Annotated in this window: 25 protein-coding genes; 9 read left to right on the forward strand and 16 right to left on the reverse strand. The window is 70.9% G+C overall.

All coding sequences use genetic code 11. The features are described from left to right. Positions 1 to 152: 152 nt before the first annotated feature. The 11 genes from OHA55_RS26990 to OHA55_RS36535 all read right to left on the reverse strand — a co-directional run bounded on the left by OHA55_RS26990 (position 153) and on the right by OHA55_RS36535 (position 9,822). Complete coding sequence (locus OHA55_RS26990; protein WP_266710253.1) at positions 153 to 926, reverse strand: sirohydrochlorin chelatase; 774 nt, start codon at positions 924 to 926, stop codon at positions 153 to 155. 9 nt (positions 927 to 935) lie between these two features. After that, positions 936 to 1,841: an ABC transporter permease gene (locus OHA55_RS26995; protein WP_266710254.1), complete on the reverse strand. Its 906-nt coding sequence runs from the start codon at positions 1,839 to 1,841 to the stop codon at positions 936 to 938. Next, positions 1,828 to 2,619 (reverse strand): ABC transporter ATP-binding protein, encoded by a 792-nt coding sequence (locus OHA55_RS27000; RefSeq protein WP_266710255.1) that lies wholly within the window; start codon positions 2,617 to 2,619, stop codon positions 1,828 to 1,830. Before OHA55_RS27000 ends, OHA55_RS26995 begins: the two co-directional genes overlap by 14 nt. Positions 2,620 to 2,839: 220 nt before the next feature. Continuing rightward, a complete protein-coding gene (locus OHA55_RS27005) occupies positions 2,840 to 3,961 on the reverse strand; it encodes an aliphatic sulfonate ABC transporter substrate-binding protein (RefSeq protein WP_266710256.1) in 1,122 nt (373 codons plus the stop codon). 233 nt (positions 3,962 to 4,194) lie between these two features. Continuing rightward, positions 4,195 to 5,538 carry a sulfate adenylyltransferase subunit 1 gene (locus OHA55_RS27010; protein ID WP_266710257.1) on the reverse strand — a complete coding sequence of 448 codons (1,344 nt, stop codon included), beginning with the start codon at positions 5,536 to 5,538 and terminating at the stop codon, positions 4,195 to 4,197. Beyond that, positions 5,539 to 6,474, reverse strand: coding sequence for a sulfate adenylyltransferase subunit CysD (gene cysD, locus OHA55_RS27015; protein ID WP_266710258.1), 936 nt, complete (start codon positions 6,472 to 6,474; stop codon positions 5,539 to 5,541). Then, the gene (cysC, locus tag OHA55_RS27020) at positions 6,471 to 7,040 is read right to left on the reverse strand and encodes an adenylyl-sulfate kinase (RefSeq protein ID WP_266710259.1); all 570 of its coding nucleotides are present in this window, start codon (positions 7,038 to 7,040) and stop codon (positions 6,471 to 6,473) included. The genes cysD and cysC overlap by 4 nt, the downstream gene beginning before the upstream one ends. After that, the gene (locus OHA55_RS27025; RefSeq protein WP_266710260.1) at positions 7,040 to 7,756 is read right to left on the reverse strand and encodes a phosphoadenylyl-sulfate reductase; all 717 of its coding nucleotides are present in this window, start codon (positions 7,754 to 7,756) and stop codon (positions 7,040 to 7,042) included. Before OHA55_RS27025 ends, cysC begins: the two co-directional genes overlap by 1 nt. Next, on the reverse strand, positions 7,753 to 7,932 hold the full coding sequence (locus OHA55_RS27030; RefSeq protein ID WP_266710261.1) for a hypothetical protein: 180 nt from the start codon (positions 7,930 to 7,932) through the stop codon (positions 7,753 to 7,755). Before OHA55_RS27030 ends, OHA55_RS27025 begins: the two co-directional genes overlap by 4 nt. Beyond that, positions 7,929 to 9,626, reverse strand: a complete 1,698-nt coding sequence (locus OHA55_RS27035; protein ID WP_266710262.1) for a nitrite/sulfite reductase — start codon at positions 9,624 to 9,626, stop codon at positions 7,929 to 7,931. The genes OHA55_RS27030 and OHA55_RS27035 overlap by 4 nt, the downstream gene beginning before the upstream one ends. Before the next feature lie 112 nt (positions 9,627 to 9,738). Then, entirely contained in the window at positions 9,739 to 9,822 is an 84-nt protein-coding gene (locus OHA55_RS36535; RefSeq protein ID WP_309544410.1) for a putative leader peptide, read from the reverse strand. Positions 9,823 to 10,314: 492 nt separating this feature from the next. On the opposite strand from OHA55_RS36535, the gene OHA55_RS27040 reads away from it, so the two are divergent. After that, the gene (locus OHA55_RS27040; RefSeq protein ID WP_266710263.1) at positions 10,315 to 11,676 is read left to right on the forward strand and encodes a hypothetical protein; all 1,362 of its coding nucleotides are present in this window, start codon (positions 10,315 to 10,317) and stop codon (positions 11,674 to 11,676) included. 51 nt (positions 11,677 to 11,727) lie between these two features. On the opposite strand, the gene OHA55_RS27045 is transcribed toward OHA55_RS27040, so the two are convergent. From OHA55_RS27045 to OHA55_RS27055, 3 genes are all read right to left on the reverse strand, one after another. Then, the gene (locus OHA55_RS27045; RefSeq protein WP_266710264.1) at positions 11,728 to 12,342 is read right to left on the reverse strand and encodes a GNAT family N-acetyltransferase; all 615 of its coding nucleotides are present in this window, start codon (positions 12,340 to 12,342) and stop codon (positions 11,728 to 11,730) included. Between the two features lie 125 nt (positions 12,343 to 12,467). Continuing rightward, positions 12,468 to 13,706, reverse strand: a complete 1,239-nt coding sequence (locus OHA55_RS27050) for a GAF domain-containing protein (protein ID WP_266711183.1) — start codon at positions 13,704 to 13,706, stop codon at positions 12,468 to 12,470. Positions 13,707 to 14,046: 340 nt separating this feature from the next. Further along, entirely contained in the window at positions 14,047 to 15,690 is a 1,644-nt protein-coding gene (locus tag OHA55_RS27055; protein WP_266710265.1) for an acyl-CoA dehydrogenase family protein, read from the reverse strand. 17 nt (positions 15,691 to 15,707) lie between these two features. Here OHA55_RS27055 and OHA55_RS27060 point away from each other — a divergent pair, with 17 nt between their 5' ends. The 3 genes from OHA55_RS27060 to OHA55_RS27070 all read left to right on the forward strand — a co-directional run bounded on the left by OHA55_RS27060 (position 15,708) and on the right by OHA55_RS27070 (position 19,490). Continuing rightward, positions 15,708 to 16,967 carry a YihY/virulence factor BrkB family protein gene (locus OHA55_RS27060; protein ID WP_266710266.1) on the forward strand — a complete coding sequence of 420 codons (1,260 nt, stop codon included), beginning with the start codon at positions 15,708 to 15,710 and terminating at the stop codon, positions 16,965 to 16,967. A 166-nt stretch (positions 16,968 to 17,133) separates the two neighbouring features. Continuing rightward, positions 17,134 to 18,048, forward strand: coding sequence for a LysR substrate-binding domain-containing protein (locus tag OHA55_RS27065; RefSeq protein WP_266710267.1), 915 nt, complete (start codon positions 17,134 to 17,136; stop codon positions 18,046 to 18,048). Between the two features lie 215 nt (positions 18,049 to 18,263). After that, on the forward strand, positions 18,264 to 19,490 hold the full coding sequence (locus OHA55_RS27070) for an acetyl-CoA C-acetyltransferase (RefSeq protein WP_266710268.1): 1,227 nt from the start codon (positions 18,264 to 18,266) through the stop codon (positions 19,488 to 19,490). Between the two features lie 73 nt (positions 19,491 to 19,563). Here the strand turns inward: OHA55_RS27070 and OHA55_RS36540 are convergent, their stop codons facing one another. After that, positions 19,564 to 20,247: a chaplin gene (locus tag OHA55_RS36540; protein ID WP_323180460.1), complete on the reverse strand. Its 684-nt coding sequence runs from the start codon at positions 20,245 to 20,247 to the stop codon at positions 19,564 to 19,566. 675 nt (positions 20,248 to 20,922) lie between these two features. On the opposite strand from OHA55_RS36540, the gene OHA55_RS27080 reads away from it, so the two are divergent. From OHA55_RS27080 to OHA55_RS27100, 5 genes are all read left to right on the forward strand, one after another. After that, positions 20,923 to 21,324 (forward strand): rodlin, encoded by a 402-nt coding sequence (locus OHA55_RS27080; protein WP_266710269.1) that lies wholly within the window; start codon positions 20,923 to 20,925, stop codon positions 21,322 to 21,324. Positions 21,325 to 21,669: 345 nt separating this feature from the next. Continuing rightward, positions 21,670 to 21,861 (forward strand): chaplin, encoded by a 192-nt coding sequence (locus OHA55_RS27085; RefSeq protein ID WP_266711186.1) that lies wholly within the window; start codon positions 21,670 to 21,672, stop codon positions 21,859 to 21,861. 270 nt (positions 21,862 to 22,131) lie between these two features. After that, the gene (locus tag OHA55_RS27090; RefSeq protein ID WP_266710270.1) at positions 22,132 to 22,437 is read left to right on the forward strand and encodes a hypothetical protein; all 306 of its coding nucleotides are present in this window, start codon (positions 22,132 to 22,134) and stop codon (positions 22,435 to 22,437) included. 208 nt (positions 22,438 to 22,645) lie between these two features. Next, positions 22,646 to 23,056, forward strand: a complete 411-nt coding sequence (locus tag OHA55_RS27095; protein WP_266710271.1) for a rodlin — start codon at positions 22,646 to 22,648, stop codon at positions 23,054 to 23,056. Positions 23,057 to 23,620: 564 nt separating this feature from the next. Continuing rightward, positions 23,621 to 24,028 (forward strand): rodlin, encoded by a 408-nt coding sequence (locus tag OHA55_RS27100; RefSeq protein WP_323180461.1) that lies wholly within the window; start codon positions 23,621 to 23,623, stop codon positions 24,026 to 24,028. A 136-nt stretch (positions 24,029 to 24,164) separates the two neighbouring features. Here OHA55_RS27100 and OHA55_RS27105 read toward each other — a convergent pair whose 3' ends face one another. Further along, the gene (locus OHA55_RS27105; protein WP_266710273.1) at positions 24,165 to 24,665 is read right to left on the reverse strand and encodes a DUF5949 family protein; all 501 of its coding nucleotides are present in this window, start codon (positions 24,663 to 24,665) and stop codon (positions 24,165 to 24,167) included. Positions 24,666 to 24,843 lie beyond the last annotated feature (178 nt).

Below are 24,843 nucleotides of genomic sequence, written 5' to 3' on the forward strand. Positions count from 1 at the left end.
AGGCGCGGTGGAGGGCCCGGCGGGGAAGGAGAGGGGGGTGGTGACGGGGGTCGTGGTCACGATGAGTGCTCCTTACATCCATGCATCCGACACGTGGACCATATCGGTCCGGGATGTGGACAGGGAGTCGGGTCGGCCTCGCGGGGGCGCTTTCAGGCCGACAGGGAGAGCGGGTGGGCCGCCCGTGCGTCGTCGTACCGCGTCAGCAGCAGCCGGGCCAGGGCCGGGGCGGCTCCGAGCACCTCGGAGAGCGCGTCGGCGCCGGCCTCGGCCGCCCCCGCGACGATCCGGTCCGGCAGCCGGCCGGGTGCGACGACGTACGGTGCCACCGCCACCCGGTCCACCCCGTCGGCGCGCAGCGCCCGCACCGCGTCCGCGGTGCGGGGGAACCCGCCGGGCGAGTTGGCGGAGGCGAACGCAGGCCGCACGGCGCACCAACCGGTGTGCCGCAGCTCCCGCGCGATTTCAGCGATCACTGCGATCGCCTCCGGGTCCGTGGAGCCCGCCGAGGCCAGAACCAGCCCCGTCGAGCATCGGTCGGCGGGGGTGAGACCCGCCTCGTGCAACCGCTGCTCCAGCGCGGAGAGGAGCAGTGGGGAGGGACCGAGGACGCCCGCCTGCCGGACGCGCAGCCGGGGCAGCCGGGCCCGGGCCTCGCGCAGCACCGAGGGGATGTCGCTCTTGGCGTGGAAAGCCCTGGTGAGCAGCAGCGGCAGCGCGACGACTTCTTCCGTACCCGATGAGCTCGGGGAGTTCAGGCGCTCCAGCACCCTGGGCACCGACGGTGCGTTGAAGTCGAGGAACCCCGTCTCCACGCGGAGCCCCGGCCGCAGCGACCGTACCCGCGCGGTGAGCGCGTGCACGGTCGCCGCGTGCCGCGGATCGCGGCTGCCGTGGGCGATGACGAGAAGGACGGGTGCGCGCATGGACGTAACTCAGTTCTTGACGAGAAGACCGCGGCTGCGCAGCACCCACCGCTCCAGCGGACTGAAGATCAGCAGGTCGATCGCGACACCGACGAACAGGATGAGCAGGATCGACAGGAAGATCCCGGGCATGTCGAAGTTGTTGCGGCCGTTCTCCAGCAACTGCCCGAGACCCAGGCCGAGATCGGGGGACGAGGCGATGATCTCGGCGGCCATCAGCGAGCGCCAGGAGAAGGCCCAGCCCTGCTTGAGCCCCGCGAGATAGCCCGGCAGCGCCGCCGGCAGCACGATGTGCCAGGTGCCGCGCAGCCCGGTCGCGCCGATGGTGCGCCCCGCGCGCAGGAAGAGCGGCGGGACCTGGTCGACGCCGGACACCAGACCGTTGGCGATCGACGGGACCGCGCCGAGCAGGATCACCGCGTACATCGTCCGGTCGACCAGGCCGAGCCAGATGACGGCCGGGGCGACCCAGGCCACCGAGGGCAGCGACTGGAGGCCGGAGAGGATCGGGCCGATCGCCGCGCGGACCACCCGGACCCGGGCGACGAGCAGGCCGAGCGGCGTACCGATGAGGACCGCGAGCACGAAGCCGAGCAGGCCGCGCGAGACGCTGGTCCAGATCACCTCCAGCAGCGTGCCCTTGACCCACATGTCCTGCGCGCTGTCCCAGACGGCGGCGGGCGGCGGCAGCTTGTAGTCGTCGGTGACCTTCGCCCAGACCAGGACCTGCCAGACCAGGACGACCAGGACGACCGCCAGGACCGGCGGCAACACCTTGCTGACGAGGACCTCCCGCACCGGGGTACGGTGCGACTGGACGGCGTCCAGCGCGTCGAGCCCGGCCTCCAGACCCGCGAGGTCGTCCCGCTTGGCGGTCCCCGCCGGGTCGGCGGATTTGATGTCAGTGCTGGCCATGGCGGCGGATCTCCCCACGCAGTTCTTCGGTGATCTCGACGGACAGCTCCGCGACGGCGGAGTCCTCGATGCGGCGCGGGTGTTCGATGCCGACCGTCCACTCACGGGCGATCCGTCCCGGCCGGGACGACAGCAGCACGACCCGCTGAGCGAGACGCACCGCCTCGCGCACGTTGTGGGTGACGAAGAGGACCGAGGCGTTGGTCTCCCGCCAGATCCGGGTGAGTTCGTCGTGCAGTACGTCACGGGTGATCGCGTCGAGCGCGGCGAACGGCTCGTCCATCAGCAGCAGTTGGCTGTCCTGGGCGAGCGCGCGGGCCATCGCGACCCGCTGGCGCATGCCGCCGGAGAGCTCGTGCACCCGTTTGCCGTACGCCCCGCCCAGGCGCACGAGTTCGAGCAGCCGCTCCGCCTCGGGGCGGCGCTCGGCCTTGGACACCCCGCGCAGCCGCAGGGCGAGTTCGATGTTCTTGCCCGCGGTGAGCCACGGGAAGAGGGCGTGCTCCTGGAACATCAGGGCCGGCCGCCCGCCGGGGGTCTCGATGGACCCCGCGGACGGGCGGTCGAGTCCCGCCACCAGGTTGAGCAGCGTCGACTTGCCGCACCCGGAGGCTCCCAGGAGGGTGACGAACTCGCCGGGAGCGACATCGAGCGTGATGTCGTCCAGGACGAGCTGCTGACCGGTGGGTCCGGCGAAGGACTTCGATACGTGGTTGATACGAGCGGCGTGCTCGACCGACGCGCGGTCCTCGGCCTTGGTGAGGGTGCTGGTCGCCATGGTCGTCACCTCCTGGGAATCCTGGTTCGGGTGGGCGGGCGGACTGGGGCGTGTTGTGAAAGTAGCGCCGGCCGCCCGGAGGGCGGGTCGGGCGTCGTCCGGTGCGTGCGATCGCAAGGCGGAGGGTCGCCCCGATACTGGATGTATCGGGGCGATTCCGACAACGTGGCGAGCGTGCGTGCCGGGCGTCGCCCGACAGGTGAAACTTTCACAACACGCCCTACTTGACGCCGAGTCCGGCGTCGTCGACCGCGGGCTCGCCCTCGGCCTTGAGGACCTTGTTGAGCAGGGTCAGGTCGTAGATGCCGTCGAGGTTGGGCTTCTCCAGCAGACCGGCCTTCACCGCGTGGTCGGCCTCGGCGTTCAGCGTCGCGGCCAGCGGGTCGTTGGTGACCAGGATCGACTTCCAGGCCGGGTCGAGGACCTCGGCCGGGAGCGCCTTGCCGCTCAGGGCCTCAAGTGCCTTGTTGGCGGACGCCTTGGCCAGGTCCGGGTTCTCGTTGATCCACTTGTTCGTCTTCACCGAACCGCGCAGGACCGCCTCGACCACGTCGGGGTGCTCGGTCAGGAACTTCTGCGACACGATGATGTTGGTGATGACGAACTTGTTGTCCGGCCACAGCGTCGTCTCGTCCAGCAGCACCTTGGCGCCCTCGGAGACCAGCTTGGACGCGGTCGGCTCCGGCACCCAGGCGCCGTCCAGGGAACCGGCCTTGTAGGCGTCCGGCGTCACCTTGTTGTCCGAGCGGACGACGGAGACGTCGCCCTTGCCGCTCTGCGCGTCGACCTTCCAGCCCTGCTCGGAGATCCAGTTGAGGAACGCGACGTCCTGCGTGTTGCCGAGCTGCGGGGTGGCGATCTTCTTGCCCTTGAGGTCGGCCAGGGTTTTGATCTTGTCCGGGTTGACGACGAGCTTCACGCCACCGGAGGCCGAACCACCGATGATCCGCAGGCCCTTGCCCTGGGACTTGGTGAAGCCGTTGATGGACGGCGAGGGGCCGATGAAGCCGATGTCGATCGAACCGGCGTTGAGCGCCTCGATCTCGGACGGGCCGGCGTTGAAGGTCGACGTCTTGACCTTGGTGCCGCCGAGCTCCTTCTGGAAGGTGCCCTCCTGGACTCCGACCAGGGCGGTGGCGTGCGTGAGGTTCGGGAAGTACCCGATGCTCACGGTGTCCGCGGAGAGCTTCTCCGCCCCGGCGGTGGCGGCGGCGTCCGTCTTCTTCGAGTCGTCGTCGGTCGACTCGGAGCCGTAGCCGCAGGCGGTGAGAACCACGGCGAGCAGCGGCAGTGCGGCGGCAGCGAGCAGGCTGCGGCGGACGGTGGTACGGGTGGCTGGCACGGGAGGCTTTCCTCTCGTTGGCCGGGCTCTACGTCCCTCGGGTCTCCGGGGAAGCGGCCGGGCGGTCGGCAGGTCTTCGGCGGTACGGGCGGTGCGTGAGGTGCGGGAGGGCGCGCAGGCAGTGCGCGTACGTCATCGCGCACATCGCGCCACCCCGCCCTGGCCGCTGCCGAGGGCACCGCTGCCCACACGACCGCCCTCCTTCGCGAAGGAGGAGAAGAAATCGGTTCTCATCAGAAGTCCCATTCGGCGTCGTCTTCGGCCGCTTCGGGCGTGGACCCGCCCCGGACGGCTTCGGCGAACGAGGCGCCCGCCATTCCGGCCGAGAGGGTCGTACCGTCCGCGGGGTCGATCAACAGGAATGATCCGGTGCGCCGGGAGTCGGCGTACGCGTCGAGCGCGAGCGGTTCGGCGGTACGGACCACCACCCGCCCGATGTCGTTGGCTACCAGCTGCCCCGGGGCGGGGTGCTGGGAGAGGTCGTCGAGGGTGAGCCGCGAGGGGATGTCCTTCACGATCGCCTTGACCGTGCGGGTGGTGTGCTTGAGCAGCACCCGCTGCCCGACCGAGAGCGGCTGGTCGGCGACGTGGCAGACGGTCGCCTCGACGTCCTGGGTCGAGGCCGGGAGGTCGCCGCTCGGGGCGATCAGGTCGCCGCGCGAGACGTCCACGTCGTCCGAGAGCCGCACGGTCACCGACTGCGGGGCCCACGCGGTGTCCACGCTCACGCCCAGCGCGTCGATGCCCGCGATGGTCGACACACGACCCGAGGGCAGTACGGTGACGGGCTCGCCGACCCGCAGCACGCCGGAGGCGATCTGGCCCGCGTAGCCGCGGTAGTCCGGGTGCTCGGCGGTCTGCGGCCGGATGACGTACTGCACCGGGAAGCGTGCCGGGCACGCCGTGAGGTCGTGGCTGACCGGGACGGTCTCCAGGTGCTCCAGGACCGTCGGGCCGCCGTACCAGTCCATGTGCGCGGACGGGTCCACCACGTTGTCCCCGGCCAGCGCGGAGATGGGGATCGCGGTGATCTCCGGGACGCCGAGGGAGGCCGCGTACGCGGTGAACTCCTTCGCTATCGCTGCGAACACCGGTTCCTGGTAGTCCACGAGGTCCATCTTGTTGACGGCGAGGACGACGTGGGGGACGCGCAGGAGGGCGGCGACGGCGGCGTGGCGGCGGGTCTGTTCGACAACGCCGTTGCGGGCGTCGACGAGGACGACGGCGAGTTCGGCGGTGGAGGCGCCGGTGACCATGTTGCGGGTGTACTGCACGTGGCCGGGGGTGTCGGCGAGGATGAACCGGCGCCGGGCGGTGGCGAAGTAGCGGTAGGCGACGTCGATGGTGATGCCCTGCTCGCGTTCGGCGCGCAGGCCGTCGGTGAGGAGGGCGAGGTCGGGGGTGTCCTGGCCGCGGTTGCGGGAGGCGTGCTCGACGGCCTCCAGCTGGTCGGTGAGGACGGACTTGGAGTCGTGGAGGAGCCTGCCGACGAGGGTGGACTTGCCGTCGTCGACGGAGCCGGCGGTGGCGAAGCGCAGCAGGGTGGTTTCGGCCAACGGCGTTGTGGTGGTGGTCATTTAGAAGTACCCCTCGCGCTTGCGGTCTTCCATCGCGGCTTCGCTCATCTTGTCGTCGGCGCGGGTGGCGCCGCGTTCGGTGAGGCGGGAGGCGGCGATTTCGGCGATGACGGCGTCGAGGGTGGTGGCGTCGGAGTCGACGGCTCCGGTGCAGGACATGTCGCCGACGGTGCGGTAGCGCACGAGGCGGGTTTCGGTGGGTTCGGTGTCCTTGGGGCCGCCCCAGTCGCCTGCGGTGAGCCACATGCCGCCCCGGTCGAAGACCTCGCGGTGGTGGGCGAAGTAGATCTCGGGGAGCTCGATGCGCTCGCGCTGGATGTACTGCCAGACGTCGAGTTCGGTCCAGTTGGAGATCGGGAAGACGCGGACGTGTTCGCCGGGGGCGTGGCGGCCGTTGTAGAGCTGCCAGAGTTCGGGGCGCTGGCGGCGGGGGTCCCACTGGGAGAACTCGTCGCGGAGGGAGAAGACGCGTTCCTTGGCGCGGGCCTTCTCCTCGTCGCGGCGTCCGCCGCCGAAGACGGCGTCGAAGCGGTGCTGCTGGATCGCTTCGGTGAGGGGGACGGTCTGGAGCGGGTTGCGGGTGCCGTCGGGGCGTTCGCGCAGGGTTCCGGCGTCGATGTAGTCCTGGACGGAGGCGATGTGCAGGCGCAGCCCGTGGGCGGCGACGGCGCGGTCGCGGTAGTCGAGGACCTCGGGGAAGTTGTGCCCGGTGTCGACATGCAGGAGCGTGAAGGGGATGGGGGCGGGGGCGAAGGCCTTCAGCGCGAGGTGGAGCATCACGATGGAGTCCTTGCCGCCGGAGAAGAGGATCACCGGCCGCTCGAACTCCCCCGCCACCTCACGGAAGATGTGCACCGCCTCCGACTCCAGGGAGTCCAGGTGGCTGAGCGCGTACGGGTTGACGGTGCCTTCCGGCACGGTGGCGACGGACGTCACGCCAGGCCCCTCTCGGTGAGCAGCGCGTGGAGCGCGCTTGCGGACTCCTGCACGGTCTGCTGGTGCGACTCGATGCGCAGGTCGGGTGATTCGGGCGCCTCGTAGGGGTCGTCGACCCCGGTGAGGCCGCTGATCTCGCCCGCGGCCTGCTTGGCGTACAGCCCCTTCACGTCGCGCACGGAGCACACGTCGACCGGCGTGGCCACGTGCACCTCCAGGTAGGGGGTGCCCTCGGAGTGGTGCCGCTTGCGGACCGCGTCACGGCTGTCCGCGTACGGAGCGATCACCGGAACCAGCACCTTCACGCCGTTCGCCGCGAGCAGTTCGGCGACGAAGCCGATCCGCTGCACGTTCGTGTGGCGGTCCTCGCGGGAGAAGCCGAGGCCCGCGGAGAGGAACTCCCGGATCTCGTCGCCGTCGAGGACCTCCACCCGGTGGCCGTCGCTCTTCAGGCGGCCCGCGAGTTCGTACGCGATGGTGGTCTTGCCCGCGCTCGGCAGACCGGTCAGCCAGACGGTGGCTCCCGTCCCCGTCACGCTCATCGATATCTCCTGATCAGTCGTCATCAGCCGTGCAGCCCGCACTCGGTCTTGCCCCGCCCCGCCCAGCGGCCGGCGCGCGCGTCCTCGCCCTCCAGCACCCGGCGGGTGCAGGGAGCGCAGCCGACGGAGGCGTAACCGTCCATCAGCAGCGGGTTGGTGAGCACCCCGTGCTCCAGCACGTAGGCGTCCACGTCGTCCTGCGTCCAGCGGGCGATCGGCGAGACCTTCACCTTGCGGCGCTTCGCGTCCCAGCCGACCACCGGGGTGCCCGCCCGGGTCGGTGACTCGTCGCGGCGCAGCCCGGTCGCCCAGGCGGTGTATCCGGTCAGTCCCTCTTCGAGCGGCTTCACCTTGCGCAGCGCGCAGCACAGGTCGGGGTCCCGGTCGTGCAGCGCCGGTCCGTACTCCGCGTCCTGCTCGGCCACCGTCTGGCGAGGCGTCAGCGTGATGACCTTGACGTCCATCACCGCCTCCACCGCGTCCCGCGTCCCGATGGTCTCGGGGAAGTGGTAGCCGGTGTCGAGGAAGACCACGTCCACGCCGGGCCGGGCCCGGGAAGCGAGGTGGGCGACCACCGCGTCCTCCATGGAGGAGGTGACACAGAACCGCTCGCCGAAGGTGTCCGCCGCCCAGGTGAGGATGTCCAGCGCCGAGGCGTCCTCCAGCTCCCGTCCCGCCCGCCCGGCGAGCTCTTCCAGCTCCGCTTCGGTGAGTCCGTCGGCCCGCAGGGTGTTCGTCATGTCCGTTTCCCTTCACCGTCGTTGCGCAGCAGTCCCTGGGTCAGCAGGCCCAGGAACTTCAGCTGGAACGCGCGGTTGCAGGACGCACATTCCCAGGCGCCGTGCCCGGTCTCGTGCGGGCGCAGGTCCTCGTCGCCGCAGTACGGGCAGTAGAACGGCGCGGCTCGCTCGCTCATGACAGCGACTCCGCCGTGGCCCGCGCCGCCCAGGTGGCGAAGCGCTCGCCCTCTTCGCGCTCCTCCTGGTAACGGCCCAGAACCCGCTCGACGTAGTCCGGCAGCTCGGCCGAAGTGACCTTCAGGCCACGGACCTTGCGACCGAACCCGGCCTCCAGGCCGAGCGCGCCGCCCAGGTGCACCTGGTAGCCCTCGACCTGGTTGCCCTCGCCGTCCAGCATCAACTGACCCTTGAGACCGATGTCCGCGGTCTGGATGCGGGCACAGGCGTTGGGGCACCCGTTGATGTTGATGGTGAGCGGCTCGTCGAACTCCGGGAGACGGCGCTCCAGTTCGTCGATGAGCGAGGCACCGCGCGCCTTCGTCTCGACGATCGCCAGCTTGCAGAACTCGATGCCCGTGCAGGCCATCGTGCCGCGCCGGAAGGACGAGGGACGGACCTGGAAGTCCAGCGCCTCCAGCCCCTCGACCAGCGACTCGACCTGGTCCGGCGCCACGTCGAGGACGATCATCTTCTGCTCGACGGTGGTGCGCAGCCGGTCCGAACCGTGCGCGGCCGCGAGGTCCGCGATCTTGGTGAGCGTGGCACCGTCCACCCGGCCGACGCGCGGGGCGAAGCCGACGTAGAAGTTCCCGTCGTTCTGCTCGTGCACGCCGATGTGGTCGCGCCACCGGGAGGTGGGCTGCGCCGGGGCGGGACCGTCGAGCAGTGGACGCTTGAGGTACTCGTCCTCCAGCACCTGACGGAACTTGGCGGGGCCCCAGTCGGCCATCAGGAACTTCAGCCGGGCGCGGGTGCGCAGTCGGCGGTAGCCGTAGTCGCGGAAGATACCGACGACCCCGGCCCACACGTCCGGCACCTCGTCCAGCGGCACCCAGGCGCCCAGGCGTTCGGCGAACCGCGGGTTGGTGGAGAGCCCGCCGCCGACCCAGACGTCGAACCCGGCCCCGTGCTCGGGGTGTTCGACACCGACGAAAGCGATGTCGTTGATCTCGTGGACCACGTCCTGCACCGGCGAACCGGAGATCGCGGTCTTGAACTTACGCGGCAGGTTGGAGAATTCCTTGCTGCCGATGTACCGCTCGTGGATCTCGTCCACCGCCGGCGTGCCGTCGATGATCTCGTCGGCCGCGATGCCCGCCACCGGAGAACCGATGATCACGCGGGGGCAGTCGCCGCAGGCCTCGGTGGTGGAGAGCCCGACGGCCTCCAGCTTCTCCCAGATCGCCGGGACGTCCTCGATGGCGATCCAGTGCAGCTGAATGTTCTGACGGTCCGTGATGTCCGCGGTGCCGCGGGCGTACTGCTGGGAGATCTCACCGATCGCCCGCAGCTGGGCGGAGGTCAGCCGGCCGCCGTCGATGCGTACGCGGAGCATGAAGAAGCGGTCGTCCAGCTCCTCCGGCTCCAGCACCGCGGTCTTGCCGCCGTCGATACCGGGCTTGCGCTGGGTGTACAGACCCCACCAACGCATGCGTCCACGAAGGTCGTTCGGGTCGATCGAGTCGAAACCGCGCTTGGAGTAGATGTTCTCGATGCGTGCCCGCACATTGAGAGCGTCGTCGTCCTTCTTGAACTGCTCGTTCCCGTTGAGAGGGGTGTAATGCCCCATCGCCCACTGGCCCTCGCCGCGGTGGCGTCCGGCTTTGCGGCGAGGCGTGGTGGTCGCAGGCTGTTCAGGGGTAGCGGCCATGACAATACGTCCTTCGGGACTGCGGGAGGGCGGCTCTGAGCTGCGCACTCGCGTGGACGCGGTGGTGCGGCGGGGCTTGCAGAGGAGGGGGAGCGCGGCGGTGCTGGGACTCTCAGCCCGCCGGACAGATGGCGCTGGACATGCGGCAGAGGTCGACGTGGCGTCGACTCACCAAAGCAATTCCAGTTCCAGACATGACGGAAGCGTGTCACGCGCATCTCCGGCCAGTCCACACCTGTCCATAGTTCGGACGAGATCGTCTCGCACGGTGAGACAGTGTGGTGTGCGCCACCCGTGGGAGTGTCCCGGAGGCTCTCGTTCGTCCCCATATCTTCCCAGGACGGGTCTCTGTCCGGAGTCCGGCTTCGGGAGCCGCGGTACGGCCGCCGCCGCTTCCCGTGATCATGACTGACCGATGGGTCGGCCCGCCGACCGTCGAGTTTCGGTCAGAGGCTCCGGGCCGGGGTCGGCTCCGCGGCGGGCGCGCTGCGCGCCCCCGCGGGTGCGGGTCCGGCCGCGCGGGCCGTCGGCGCGCTCAGGTCCGATGGACAGGCCCTTCGGTGGCCGGATGCCGACCGGGACCGGGCGGAAAACCCGGGCGCGCTGCGAACCCTGTCATGCCATGATCACCTCGGCGCGCCGGGGCTGCCGACGCGTCGATCGCGGCACCACAGCCTTGGGGGTAGCAATGAGACTGTTCTCCGCCGGACGCCGGGTACGTCCCAGAGCCGGAGTCACCGTCGCGGTGGCGGCCGGCCTGCTGACGGCCGGCCTCGCCGCACCCGCGTTCGCCGACGAAGACCCGCCGCAGACGGACCAGTTGTGGATCAGCGCGCCGTACGAGCAGACGCTGCCGCTCGGCATCGACGGCGGTCGGCCCCAGTCCCGCGAGCTCGGCATCGGCATCTACCACGACAACGCGAACTTCACGGTGACCGACGGCAGCCTCACCGTCGACGTCTCCGGCCTCGCCGGAATCGCCGAGGTGACCTGGCCCGACAACTGCACGCCGAGCGGAGCGATCGCGGTGTGCGACATTCCCGTGGTGCCGACGACCGGGGAGGACCAGGTGGTCCTGACGGTGCGTGCGGCGGACGGCGCCGCGGGCGGAGCGCGGGGCACGATCACCTACGGGGCGACCGCCACGGGCGGCCCCGAAGGCACGCTCACGGCGCCCACCGAGAGCTTCGAAACCACCCTCACCGTCGCCACCGGGCCCGACCTCGCGATCGAGCCCATCACGGGCATCGAGGAGGGCCGCCCCGGCGACGAGCGGACGATCCCGCTGCGGATCACCAACAACGGCACCGAGAGCGCCAACGGGTTCACCCTCGGGTTGACCGCCTCCTACGGCCTGACGGATCCGACCCGGTACGACGCCTGCACCTACACCACGACGGATGGCGGGGACTACGCGCCCTTCAACCACGTGGATTGCGCGTTCGACGACGTGCTCGCGCCGGGCGACTCCTTCGAGCTGCCCGAGCCGCTGACGGTGCGACTCGCCCCGCAGGCGATGGACGAGCGGCTCGACATCGACGTCGAGCCGGGCGACGGCGCCCAGGACCTCGACCCCGGGAACGACTACAGGATCGTCCGGATCGCCGCCGAGAACACCGCGGACTTCTCCGTGACCGGTGACGCCGTCTCCGGCGAGGCCGGCCGGACGGTCACCGCCGAGCTCACGTTCAAGAACGACGGACCCGCCTGGTTCGGCAACCTCGGCTCCGGCGACCCGGTCTCCGAGGTCCGGCTGATCGTGCCCGAGGGCACCACCGTCACCGGTGTGCCCGAGGCCTGCTCCCCGCACACCCTCACCGGCGGCTACTACCCGAAGCGTACGGGCGCCCCCCGCTACGACTGCGAACTGCGGTACTGGGTGCTGGAGGACACTCAGCGCACCTTCGCGTTCTCGGTGCGCGTCGACACCGTGGTGCCCGGTGCGACCGGCGCGGTGAGCCTCCACCCCGTGTACGGCGAGTTCGGCGACGGGCCGTACGACTTCGACCCGGACCTCACGAACAACACGGCTGTCCTCGCCGTCAACTGACGGCGGGCGGTTCGGGGAGGGCGTGCGCGCGGCCTCCCCGAACCCCGCTCCTCACCGGGCGTGCGCCCCCGGCCACGGCCCCGGCGTCGCGCCGACGGGCTCTTGGGCCACCTTCGTGTCGAAGAGACTGAATCCCCTGCGCTCGTAGTTGGCCAGGGCGTGCGGCCCGTCCAGCGAGCAGGTGTGCACCCACACCCGCCGGGTCGCCGGCCGTCCGGGCCACCGCTCGGCGAGGTCCCAGGCGCGCGCGGTGCCCTCACTGAGCAGATGGCCGCCGATCCGGCGCCCCCGGAAGGCGGGCAGGAGCCCGAAGTACATGATCTCCACGACGCCGTCGTCCTGCGGGTCCAGCTCGACGTACCCGGCCGGCGTCCCGTCGACGTACGCCACCCACGTCTCGGCCCCCGGCCGGTCCACGATCTCCCGCCACTGCGCGTACGTCAGCGCGAGCCGGTCCGTCCACCGGACGTCCCCGCCGACCGCCGTGTAGAGGAAACGGCTGAACTCCGGCGACGGCACCCCGGCGCGGACGATCCGTACGTCGTCGTCCGGGACCTTCGCCGGCGCGAGATCGGTGGGAGAGGTCTGCTCCAGCGACCAGGTGGTCACGTCGACGGTGGAAGGCGTGGGAGCGGTGGGAGCCGTGGGGCGATCGGGGTTGTTCATGGGCGTCAGCGAACCACGACGGCCGCCGGACCTGAGCGGCGGGCCCCCGGACGCACCTGGGCCGGACGCGCCGGAGCCGGAGGCACCCGGGCCGGCGGCCCCGGGACCGCACGGGCGCGTTCCCCTCAGGCGCTCCCCGCCGACGCCCTGGCCCGTACCACCACCGGCGCGGTCGAGTGCGGCAGCAGATCGGCCGGCTCCTCCGGGTGCACCACCTGCACGTCCACCCCCTCGCGGAAGCGGTACGGGCGATGGGCCAGCACCTCCGCGAGGTGACGGCGCATCCGTGAGATCTCGGCGCGTACCGTCACCGTGCGGGTGCCGTCGCCGAAGATGTCCCGCGCCAGCTCGGAGGCCGTACACCCCTGCCTGCGCAGGGCCAGCGCGTACAGCAGTTCCGCGTGCCGGGGCGAGAGCCGCTGCGTCCAGGTGTCCACCGGACCCGCCACGTGCACCACCGGCTGCCCGGCCCGCCCCAGGTCCAGCACCACCCGGCGCGGCGGCCCGTCCGAGGCGTTTCCGGACGCCCCGTCCACCACCTGGACCAGCCAGCCCCCGGGCAGCGGCTCCACCCGGCACATCCCCAGCGAGGGGAACCACACCCGGCCCGGCGCGAGCGACTTGGGCAGCGGCAGCCGGTCCACCGGCGGCATCCCGGTCACCGCCGCCAGCCACCCGTGGGTGTCCACGGCGAGGGCCCGCCCACCGATCCGGCAGAGAATCGGCGCGGCCACCGACCGCAGCCGTTCGATCGTCGCCAGATGACGGTTGCGTATCTCGCTCTCGGCGAGCTTGGCCACCGAGTCCACCAGTGCCAGCGTCGCCGGGTGGAAGGTGGACTCCGGACCGCTGATGTCGACGACACCGATCAGCCGCCCGTCACGCGGGTCGCGCACCGGCGCCGCCGCGCACGTCCAGCTCTGCAGGGCGTTCACGAAATGCTCCGCGGAGTGCACCCGAACGGGGGTACGCGCGGCCAGCGACGTACCGATCGCGTTGGTCCCTATCACCGGCTCGGTCCACGTGGCGCCCTCCTCCAGCAGGATGCCCTCCGCCCGCCGCATCACGGAACGGTCGCCCTGCCGCCACAGCACCCGCCCCTGCGCGTCGCTGACCACCATGATCTGCCGGGTACCGTCAGCGAACGCGGCCAGCCCCTCGCGCAGCAGCGGCATGACCGTGCCGAGCGCCGTGGCACGCCGCTGGTGCTCCAGTTCCCCGGCCTCCATCAGCGGCCCTTCGGGCGCCCGTTCCGGGTCCACCCCGCTGCGCAGCACCCGGGACCAGGAGGCGTCGATCTCCGCCCGGGGCGCGGCCGCACCCGTGCCCCGGCCCGACAGCCGGGCCTCACGGGCCGTGCGCAGAGCACGTGCCGCGTCGGCGGGCGCCCGCCGGGGAGCCGGCGGGGACGTTGGGGCAGGGACTGTCTCCCTCGCTGGTTTCACGGGTTTCCCCCCACAAAAGGCGCCTCGGGCCCCGGTCGAGGTCCCAAGGTACTCATCCTGGCGCCGGCGGGGGCCCGCAGTTCCACACGCCCGCCCCGCTTGCAACCCTTTGCAACTCTGGCCAAGCCTCGGGCGAAGGGTGAGAATGTGTCCACACCGTTCGGCGCGGCTTCGCGTCGGCGCCGCCCGGTGCAGCACCGGCGGGGAGGGTGGTGCCGTGTCGGCGCAGCACCACCCTCTTTCGCTGTGACGCGGTGCCTCAGCGGGTGTCCACGACCGGCCGGGCCCGGGCGACGACCGACGCCAGGTCGAGGGTGTGCGGCAGCGTCCCGAACGCCGAACCCCAGTCACCGCCCAGCCGCGAGGCGCAGAACGCGTCGGCCACCTCCGGCGGCGCCCAGCGCACCAGCAGCGAACCCTGGAGCACCAGCGCCATCCGCTCGACGATCCGCCGGGCCCGCGCCTCCACGCCGTCCAGATCGGCCAGTTCCGTCAGCAGATCCTTGATCGCCGCGTCCAGCCGGTGATCGGCACCCCGCGCCTTGCCGACCTCCCGCAGCAGCGCGTCCAGCGCCCTCGGCTCCCGCTGGAGGGCGCGCAGCACGTCGAGGGCCTGCACATTGCCGGAGCCCTCCCAGATGGAGTTGAGCGGCGCCTCCCGCAACAGCCGGGGCATCCCGGACTCCTCGACGTACCCGTTGCCGCCCAGGCACTCCAACGCCTCGCCCACCACCGCGGTGCACCGCTTGGTCACCCAGTACTTCGCGGCAGGCACCGCGAGCCGCAGGAACGCCCGCTCCTCCTCGGTGTCCGCGTCGTACGCGGCGGCCAGCCGCATCCCCAGCACCGTCGCCGCCTCCGACTCCAACGCGAGGTCGGCCAGCACGTTGCGCATCAGCGGCTTCTCGATCAGCAGCCCGCCGAACGCGCTCCGGTAGGTGCTGTGATGGATCGCCTGCGCCACCGCCTGCCGCATCAGCGCGGCGGAGCCGACCACGCAGTCCAGGCGGGTCGCCGCGACCATCTCGATGATGGTGCGCACCCCCCGGCCCTCCTCGCCGACCCGGCGGGCCCACGTCCCGTCGAACTCCACCTCGCCCGACGCGTTGGACTTGTTCCCCAGCTTGTCCTTGAGCCGCTGGATCGCGAACACGTTCCGGGTGGCGTCCGGCAGTACCCGGGGCACCAGGAAGCAGGTCAGACCGCCCGGCGCCTGGGCCAGTACCAGGAAGCCGTCCGACATCGGCGCGGAGCAGAACCACTTGTGCCCGGTGAGCAGGTACTCGCCCTCCGCGGCCAGCGGCTCCGCCCGGGTGGTGTTGGAGCGGACGTCGGTGCCGCCCTGCTTCTCGGTCATCCCCATGCCGAAGAGGACCCCGGACTTCTCCGCGGCGGGCCGCAGCCCCTCCTCGTACACGTGCGAGGTCAGCAGCGGCTCCCACACGGCGGCGAGCGCCGGGTCGGTACGGAGCGCGGGCACCGCCGCGTGCGTCATCGACAGCGGGCAGCCGTGCCCCGCCTCGGCCTGCGTCCAGACCAGGAAGCCCGCCGCCCGCCGCACGTGACCGCCCTCCCTGCCCCAGGCGTCGGTGAGCCCGGCGGTCACCGCGTGTCCCAGCAGCCGGTGCCAGGCCGGGTGAAATTCGACCTCGTCGATCCGGTGTCCGTACCGGTCGTGAGTGCGCAGTTTCGGTGGATTCTCGTTCGCCCGCTCTCCCCACTCCTGAACCTGGGCCGATCCGGCCGCCTGTCCGAGCGTGGTCAGCTCCTGCCGTGCCTGGAGCAGGATTCCGGGCGCCAGATGTCGTTCCACCGCTTCGGACAGGGCGCGGTCGGCGCCGAAGACGTCGTAGCCGACCAGCGGCGGTACCTGATTGGTCACTGTGTGGGTGGTGGCTGCCATGCCGATACGGTAAGGACGTGCAGGCAGCAAATGAAACACCCGAGCGGAGATCGAGCCGGCTCCACCGTGCCCGAGTTCTCTACCGCAATGTCTCCAAGCGGCAGATGGCGTGGCATCTGCTCAAGGACACCGTCAACTCGTGCATGGAGTACCGCATTCTCGGGCTCGCGGCCGAGGCGGCGTTCTTCACCCTGCTGTCCCTGCCGCCCCTGCTGCTCGGCCTGATCGGCCTCCTCGGATACGTCGACGACTGGACCTCCACCACCACGGTGGCCTCCATCGAGCGGAACATCCTCGACGCCGCGCAGACCGTCCTCTCCGAGCGCGGTGTCAACGACTTCGCCAAGCCGCTCCTGGACGACATCACCAACGGGGCCCGCCCCGACGTCATCTCCATCGGCTTCGCCATCGCCCTGTGGTCGGGCTCCCGCGCGGTGAACGTCTTCGTCGAGACCATCACCGTCATGTACGGACTCGACGGCCAGCGCGGCATCGTCAAGACCCGTCTGCTCGCCTTCCTGCTGTACGTCGTCGCCCTCCTCCTGGGCGCGGTGGTGCTGCCGCTGCTGGTGGCGGGCCCGGACCGGGTGGTCGAACTGGTCCCCTGGGGCACCGAGCTCCTCGCCGTCATGTACTGGCCCCTGGGCATCCTGCTGACCATCGCCTTCCTGACCACCCTCTACCACGTGTCCGTCCCCGTGCGGTCGCCGTGGATGGAGGACGTCCCGGGAGCCCTGGTGGCCCTGGGCATGTGGGTGATCGGCAGCTTCGTCCTGCGGTTCTACCTGACCAGCACCGTCGAGGGCCCGACGATCTACGGCTCGCTCGCCGCCCCCATCGCCGTACTCCTGTGGATCGGCGTCTCCGCCTTCGCCGTGCTCGTCGGGGCCGCCGTGAACGCCGCCATCGACCGGGTGTGGCCCTCCCTGGCCACGGCCGCGGCACGCGAGGCCAACGACCTCGCCCGGGCCGCGCAGGCCGCCGAATTCGTGGCCCGGACCCGGCCCTCGGCCTGGGCGATGTACGCCGACGACGAGGACGGCCCCGACGAGGGCGGCGACATGCCCTCCGAGTACCCGGAACGCTGGTCCCGCTTCCTGCCCCCGGACGACCTGAAGTCCCGGCTCCACGCGGCCTGGGACAAGGAGCCGAGGGAGTCCAAGGAGCAGAAGGCGCACCGCACCGACAAGGAGACCCAGGAGCACACGGACCCCGTCCACGGCTCGGCCGACGACACGGTCCACGGCTCCGCCCGGCGGCCGGGGCCGCCGCGGTAGTGCCGCGTCGGGCAGGGGCTGACCGCCGGGTGGGCCCCGACCGACGGGGCACCGGCCCCACCGCGCGTGCCGCCCGCCGGGGCCACGGCGTTACCCTCGGGTCCGGACCGGACCGGACCGTCCCGTACCGCCTGCCGGCCGGTCCGCTCCGGACGGGGGGAATCCTGTGGAACTGCGCCATCTGATGGGCTTCGTCGCGGTGGCGGAGGAACTGCACTTCGGCCACGCCGCCCGACGGCTCCGGATGGCCCAGCCGCCCCTCAGCCGGCAGATCCGCCGCCTGGAGAAGGAACTCGGCGTCCAGCTCTTCGAGCGCAGTACCCGCTCCGTACGCCTGACCAGCGCGGGGGAGTCCTTCCTCGAACCCGTGCGCGAGATCCTGGCCGGACTCGACACCGCCGTGGAAGTCGCCCGCGCGGCCGGGCGAGGCGAGTACGGCAAGGTCACCGTCGGCTTCGCCGGGGCCTCCTCCCACGAGACCCTGCCCAGACTCACCCGCGCCGTCCGGGCCGCCCACCCCGGCCTCGAACTCGTCATGACCGGCCAGACCTACGCCGACGTGGCCCTGGCCCGGGTCGCCGACGGCTCGCTCGACCTCGGGTTCGTACGGCTGCCGGTGAGCAGACCGGGCGTCGCCCACCGGGTGATCGGCGAGGAGGAAATCATCTGCGCACTCCCCTCCGACCACCCGCTCGCGGGTCTGCCCGCCGTGCCGCTCGGCGCACTCGCCGACGAACCCTTCGTCTCCTTCCCGGCCGACGCCGGCTCCACCGTCCGCGACGCGATGGAACAGACCTGCGCGGCCCACGGGTTCACCCCGCGCGTGGTCCAGGAGGCCCCCGACTCGTACACGATCATGGCGCTGGTCGCGGCCGGAGTGGGCGTGACCCTGACCGTCAGCTCCTGCGGCCACATCCAGCAGAACGGACTCGTCCACCGCCCCCTCGCCGGTCCGCCCGTACGCCGGCACACCGCACTCGCCTGGCGGGAGGACAACCCCTCGGCCGCCCTGCGTGCGGTGCTCGCCGTGGCCGCCGACGCGCTGCCCACTCCGCCCGTGCGGCAGACCACGACCGATTGAGACACCGATCGCCCCGGATCAGGGCCCATTCGGTATTGGACCCACCCGCCCGCGGAGTGCGAGGGTCATGAGGGCACGGATCGCGCGGCCGTACCCGTACCCCGGGGACCGCGCCGAGCGCGGCCGGACCCTACGGCACCCGGCAGCCACCGCCCACACGGCCCGGCGGTCCCCGCGAGAGCCGTGAGCCGTACCCGCAGAGAGAGGCATCCACCGTGACCGACCCGCTCGACATCGTCGTCTGCGAACCGCTGCGCACCCCGATCGGCCGGTTCGGCGGCTCCTTCGCACAGTCGACCCCCGCCGCGCTCGCCGCGCGCGTCATCTCCGAACTCGTCGCGCGTACCGGCATCGACCCGGAGCGGATCGACGAAGTCATCCTCGGCCACTCCTACCCGACCTCCGAGGCACCCGCCGTCGGCCGGGTCGCCGCGCTCGACGCGGGGCTGCCCGTCACCGTCACGGGCACGCAGATCGACCGGCGCTGCGGTTCGGGCCTCCAGGCCGTCCTCGACGCGGCGATGCAGATCCGCTCCGGCTTCAGCGAGGTCGTGATCGCGGGCGGAGTCGACGTCATGAGCGCCGCCCCCTACTACACGCACGACGGCCGTTGGGGCATCAAGGGCCCCGGCCTCCAGCTCCACGACTCCCTCGCACGCGGCCGGGCCACCGCCGGCGGTCTCCACCACCCCGTCCAGGGCGGCATGATCGAGACGGCGGAGAACCTGCGCCGGACGTACGGAATCAGCCGCGAGGACCAGGACGCGCTCGCCCTGCGCTCCCAGCAGCGTGCCGCCCGGGCCGCAGCGGAGGGCCGCTACGACGCGGAGACCGTCCCCGTCACCGTCCGGACCCGAAAGGGCGAGCACACCGTCACCGCCGACGAGCACCCCCGACCCGACACCACGGCCGAGCAACTGGCCGCACTGCGACCGGTTATGGGGAAGTCCGACCCCGGGGCGACGGTCACCGCGGGCAACGCCAGCGGCCAGAACGACGCGGCCGCCGCCTGCCTGGTCACCAGCGCCGCCGGCGCCGAACGCCTGGGCCTGACCCCGCTGGTGCGGCTGGTCTCCTTCGCACGTGCCGGTGTTCCCGTCCAGACCATGGGAATCGGCCCGGTCCCCGCCACCCGGACGGCGCTGGAGCGCGCAGGGCTCACGCTCGCCGACCTCGACCTGATCGAGATCAACGAGGCGTTCGCCGCCCAGGTCCTCGCCTGCACCCGCGAGTTGGGCCTCGGCGAGAAGGACCACGAGCAGCGGATCAACGTCAACGGCTCCGGGATCTCCCTCGGCCACCCCGTCGGCGCCACCGGCGCCCGCCTGCTCGCCACCCTCAGCCGGGAGATGCATCGCAGCGGCGCGCGCTACGGCCTGGAGACCATGTGCATCGGCGGCGGCCAGGGGCTCGCCGCGATCTTCGAGCGGGTGGAGGTCTGATCCACGCCGGAACGACGGAAGGCCCGGCCGGGAAGCGTCTGCTCCCCGGCCGGGCCTGACTCGGCGTCGTACGTCAGTTGCGCGCGTCCCGGGCGCGGCGCATCAGCAGCACCCCGCCGAGCAGCATCGCGGCGCTCGTGCCCGCGGCCAGGCCGGTCTCGGCCGCACCGGTCTCGGCCAGCTCCGGCGGAGCCGGCGCCACGGGCGTGTCCGACGGCGGGAGCTCGGCGGGCGGGATCTCGATCGGCGGCACATCGACCGGCGGCACATCGACCGGCGGCACATCGACCGGCGGGACGTCGACGGGCGGCACATCGATCGGCGGGACGTCGATGGGCGGGACGTCGATCGGCGGGATGTCGATCGGCGGGACGTCGATGGGCGGGATGTCGATCGGCGGCACATCGATCGGGGGGACGTCGACCGGCGGTTCGTCGACCGGGGGTTCGTCGATCGGGGGGACGTCCACCGGAGGCTCGACCACCGGAGGCTGGACCGGCGGCGTGGCGGGGGTGCTCGCGTTGGCGCAGGTGTTGCCGAACGCCGGGTTGAGCAGCGCGATGACGTTCACCGTGTTGCCGCACAGATTGACCGGGACGTGGACCGGGACCTGGGCCACGTTTCCGGAGGCCACACCCGGGGAGGCGACTGCCGCACCGGTGGCGTCGGCGTCCGCGTACGCCTGCCCACCGGCAACGGAGAGGAGCCCCGAGGCGGCGGCGATGAGCAACGTGCTTTTCTTCAGAACCTGTCGCATTTCCTGCTCTTCCTTGGAAACTTCCGTATGACTGGACTCGCCCGAGGAATGCTGGACGGGCGTCACTCTGCGACCGGGGCCGGACGACCTTGGCGGGCAGACGTCCCACGTGCGCGCTGGATAACAGCCATAACGAAGCGAGCCCGTGATGGAAACTCGGAATTTCTCAGAAAGTTCTCAATCACTCGATCGGATTGCATGGGAATGCTGGGAATGACGCAGTGTACGAAACGAGGTTGCCCCGGATGCTCCTGTGCGGCGGCCTGTCGGAGGAGGGTCGGTCCTTCCGCGGCCCCCTGTGGGGGAGGGGTCCGCCCGCCGTCCGCCGTCACGCATTTCCGGGCCTGAACGAATGACGAATGACGAATGACGGAGCGTGCCCGATGCGCGTGGACCGGGGAAGGTGCGGCAGGAGGCCCGGAGCGGGGCGCGGCCGCCGCGGCGTACGGGCGGACGGGGGGTGTCGCGATGCCCGCTTGCCGAGGGTCCTGTCGTGGCTCCGCGTGCTCGTACGTGCGGTCGGGTGCCCACTCGGACGGGCAGTGATCCGGGCGTTTCCCCAGGTGGTGCAGGGGCCTGTCGAGCAATCGGGTGAACGCGGAGAACCAAACAGTGGGCGGCGAGTTGATCAGGCCGCTCCCCTCTACGGGGCAACGAGTACGAGAAGGGTTAATCGTGATCAAGAAGGTTCTGGCGACGGGTGCTGTCGCCGCATCCATCCTCGGTCTCGGGGCCACGCAGGCCATGGCCATCGGCAACGACGGCGGCACGACCTCGGTCAACGGCAACGGTGCCCGGCAGTCCTACGGCAACGCCGAGACGAACGGTGACTGGAGCCCGCAGTTCGGTCTGGTCCAGGGGTCGCTGAACAAGCCCTGTGTCGGCCTGCCGCTCAAGGCCAACCTCGGTTCGCTCATCGGAGCCATCCCGATCTCGGTCCAGGACGTCAACGTGCTGTCCTCGCCGCAGAACCAGCAGTGCACCGAGAACTCCACCCAGGCGAAGGGCGACGAGGCGCTGTCGCACATCCTGGACGACATCCCGATCCTCTCCGGCAACGGCGCCGGCAACAACTGATCGACGCACGCCGGAGGGCCCGGGCCGACGGCCTTCCTCCCCGTGCGGCCCGGGCCCGTCCGCTGCCGTTCCGTGGCAGTGCGCGCGACGGCCTGACCGTGTTCGTGTGCCTGTCGCGACACCGGCGGCCGTCGGATCATCACACCATGCGGGTGGATTTCCGGAAAATCTCCCTGAGGGAGTTTCGATTCCGCCCACTCCTCGTTATGAAGGAAAGCGTCGGAGTTGCGGGCGATCGTCAGAACGCTCGTGCGGCACGAAATACGTGACCGCCTCGGACTCCGCCGCGAGAAAGGGATGAAAATGAAGTACACCAAGGTTGCCGCCGTCGCCGCCGGAACCCTGATGGCGCTGGGTGCCGCTGCCCCCGCCATGGCCGACGCCGGTGCCGAGGGCGTCGCCGCCGGTTCCCCCGGCGTTCTCTCCGGGAACGTCATCCAGGTCCCGGTCCACATTCCGATCAACCTCTGCGGCAACACGATCAACGTGATCGGCCTGCTGAACCCGGCCTTCGGCAACACCTGCGTCAACGCCTGAAAAAGGCCCGGGTGAGCGGAGCTCATCCACGGTCGGCCCCGGATCGCTTCGGTGACCCGGGGCCTTCGCCGTTTCCGGTGGACGTCCCGACGAACCGTGGGTGTTCCCGGGGGCCGGGGAAGATCCGGAAAATTCCTCCCCCGCGCAGTTTCCGGTGTCGTCCCGCATTCGTTGTTCTGGTGCGAGCGGCAGGAGTCACAGCCACGGAAGGCTTGTGTGCGGTCGCCCTGAGCGGCCGATACGGCTGTCGCTCCAGAAGGGAAGCTGAAAGTGAAGTACGCGAAGACCGCCGCGTTTCTTGCCGGTTCGGTGGTCGCCCTCGGAACGGCCGCCCCCGCGTTCGCCGTCGCGGAAGCCGCCGCGGAAACCTCCACGGCCCCCGTCTTCAGTCTCGACTCCGGCCTCAACCAGGTCATGGACAACACCCCGCAGGTCGTCGACGCGCTCGGCGGCACGGTCGAGGGTGCGACGGAGACGATGAAGAAGGACGGCACCGTAGGGAAGCTCGCCGGTGAGGCGAAGAGCGCGGCCAAGGGTGCCACGCCGCTCCTGGGCGGCCTTTCGCTCGGAGGCTGACGGCCGATCACGAGGTCCGGCGAGATTCGCCCCCCTTCCCCGGTCGGCTCGACGGCCGGAAACGCAGGGGGAACCGGTCCGATCCGTCCCCCGACTCCCGGTGCCGAATAACCATTTGAGTGAACCGGCGCAACCAATCCCGCATCCGAGAGTTGATCAGGTCGCTCCGGACAGGCGGGCACGAAGACATTTCACGAAGGGCATTTCCATGTTCAAGAAGATTATGGCCTCCGCCGCCGTCGCGGCCTCCGTCGTCGGCGTCTCCGCCGCCTTCGCGCCCTCCGCGATGGCCATCGGAAACGACGGTGGCACCACGTCCGTCAACGGCAACGGCGCCGTGCAGTCCTACGGCAACTCCGCCACCCACGGTGACTGGAGCCCGCAGTTCGCCCTCATCCAGGGGTCGCTGAACAAGCCGTGCATCGCCCTGCCGGCCAAGGCCAACCTCGGTTCGCTCATCGGTCTGGTCCCGATCACGGTCCAGGACATCAACGTGCTGTCCTCGCCGCAGAACCAGCAGTGCACCGAGAACTCCACCCAGGCGAAGGGCGACGAGGCGCTGTCGCACATCCTGGACGGTCTGCCGATCCTCTCGGGCAACGGCACCGGCAACAGCTGACGCCCACGGGTGCGGGCGTGACGCCCTGAGGGCGCGCGTCCCGCACCCGGAGGCTGTCCGTTGTCCGGCGCTGGACCACGCGTGGGGGCCTGTTCCGTCGTACGACCGATCCTTCGGCCGTGCGACGGAACAGGCCCTTCGTCGTGTCCGGCTCCGGGGCCGCCGCCCGCGACCGTCCCGCGCAGGCAGGGCTGTTGGGCCGGATGCCGCAGTGTGGGCTGCCTCGACGGCCGGGGGCGGGTAAGGCTCCTCCATGGACCAGTACGACAGTCAGAATCCGCCGCACGGGCAGCGGCCCGCGGAGAGCGACACCCCCATCTTCGACCGGCTGTTCGCCGAATGGCAGGCGGCGAACCGGACTCCCGGCCCGGCGGAGACCGCGGGCGCAGTCACGGGCCACCGTGTACCGGCGGCGCGAAATCATCATAAAACGCCCGGAAGGTAAGCCATTGGCGTCTATTTCACGCCAGATCGAACCCATTTGAGTGGTGCTGCGCAACCGAATCTTCCGCAGAGGGTTGATCAATACGTTCCACAACGGAACGCTCCGAAAGGTGAAGCGTGATGAAGAAGATGATGACCGGCGCGGCAATGGCTGTGTCTCTGATCGGCCTGTCCGTCGCTGCGGCCCCCATGGCCCTGGCGATCGGCAACGACGGTGGCACCACGACGGTCAACGGGAACGGTGCCGAGTCGGAGGTCGGCAACAGCGAGACCAACGGCGCCTTCAGCCCCCAGAACCAGCTCATCCAGGGCACGCTGAACGACCTGTGCCTCGGTGTTCCGGTCAAGGCCAACGTGGGCTCGCTGATCGGGCTCATCCCGATCACGGTCCAGGACGTCAACGTTCTGGCCAACCCGCAGAACCAGCAGTGCGCGGACAACTCCACGCAGGCGAAGGGCGACGAGCCGCTGTCGCACGTCCTGGACGACATCCCGGTCCTCTCGGGCAACGGCGCCGGCAACAACTGACCCGCGCGCGGCCGGGCGGCCGGCGGGGATCTCCCCGTCGCCGCCCGGACCCGCGGGTGAGGCACCGCTCATGACGATGTCCACCACCCCACGGGGGATGGTGGACATCGTCGTATGTGCGGAGAGCCGGGACGGGTCAGCCGAGCGCGCGTACCGGCATCATGCAGTGGGCCGAGGTCGCGACGATGTCGGGGTTCGCGGCGTACGCGCGCAACTGGTCCTCGGACACCGGCCGGCCGGGTACCGCCTCCGGCCACGGCCGGGTCGCGAACATGCCGTACACCTGGCCCCGGTCCCTGGCGGCGGCCAGCCATTCGACGGGCGCCGGGTACTGCGCGGTGAAGTGAGGAAGCGTCAGGACGGCCTGGCCGGACTGGACGAGGAGTTTGACCTGGACGCCCGACTTCTCGGCCGTGTCGACGACCGCGCCGCCGACCTGAAGGCCGGCGCGTTCGAGAGCGGTCCGCATCGCGGCCTGGCCGGCCACCGGGCCGTCCTGTCCGTCCCCGAGGGAGTAGGTCAGAAGGAAGGCGACATCGGGCCCGCCCTCGGGATGCCGGCCGCTCCATCCGATCACGATCTGGGTGCCCAACTGGGCAGGCGAGTAGGGGTGGGTGGACGTCTGGGGTGAGGTCATGCTCGGCACCCTAACCGTGGCGGACCGGGTGTTGTGCACGCTTATCACCTGAACGAGGGAGATCTGCGGGTAACTCGGGCGCGTGGCCGCGGAACCGCCCAAGACCGCGGCCGGCGGTGTACGGGGGCTCCGGTAAATCCGTTGACGGGCTCCGGGGGCGACTGGTTAAGGTGACACC

It is taken from the genome of Streptomyces sp. NBC_00102, assembly GCF_026343115.1.
Taxonomy (GTDB): Bacteria; Actinomycetota; Actinomycetes; order Streptomycetales; family Streptomycetaceae; genus Streptomyces.